Source organism: Pseudoalteromonas sp. Angola-4 (assembly GCF_028599265.1).
In the GTDB taxonomy this organism is placed as follows: domain Bacteria; phylum Pseudomonadota; class Gammaproteobacteria; order Enterobacterales; family Alteromonadaceae; genus Pseudoalteromonas; species Pseudoalteromonas atlantica.
The window spans coordinates 1-438 of record NZ_JAQREK010000100.1 but is presented as its reverse complement, the minus strand read 5'-3'; the positions used below and the strand labels follow the sequence as shown (position 1 = coordinate 438).

Below are 438 nucleotides of genomic sequence, written 5' to 3'. Positions count from 1 at the left end.
GCTAAAAAGCCGAGTATTACCGTTGGCAAAGCTTCCATTATTTCAACGGTCGGCTTAACTGCGCGACGTAATTCGCTCGACATAAAGTAAGCGGTGTAAATAGCGGCTGAAATAGCAATAGGCACAGCAAATAACATTGCATACATAGCAGCCTTTAAAGTACCAAATGAAATTGGTACCAGTGAGAACTTAGATTCAAAATCATCACTTGCAGACGTTGATTGCCAAATATAACCCGGCTCAGGGTAACCCTCGTACCATACTTCTTGCCAAAGCGCTGACCACGTTACTTCTGGGTGTTCGTTATGAATTTCTAATACCGTTAGCTTGTTATCAGCCAAAATCAGCGCGGCATTTGAACGCGGAGCAATAGCAAACTGTTCAATTGCACCTTCACTGACTTTACCTTGCCACAACTTTGCTTCGCTGGTTGTGTAA

The 438-nt window shown here is 43.4% G+C and carries 1 pseudogene; it reads right to left on the bottom strand.

The annotated features are described in order from the left end of the window. Positions 1 to 438: pseudogene (locus tag PSH48_RS20995) on the bottom strand (phosphate ABC transporter permease); the annotation flags it as partial.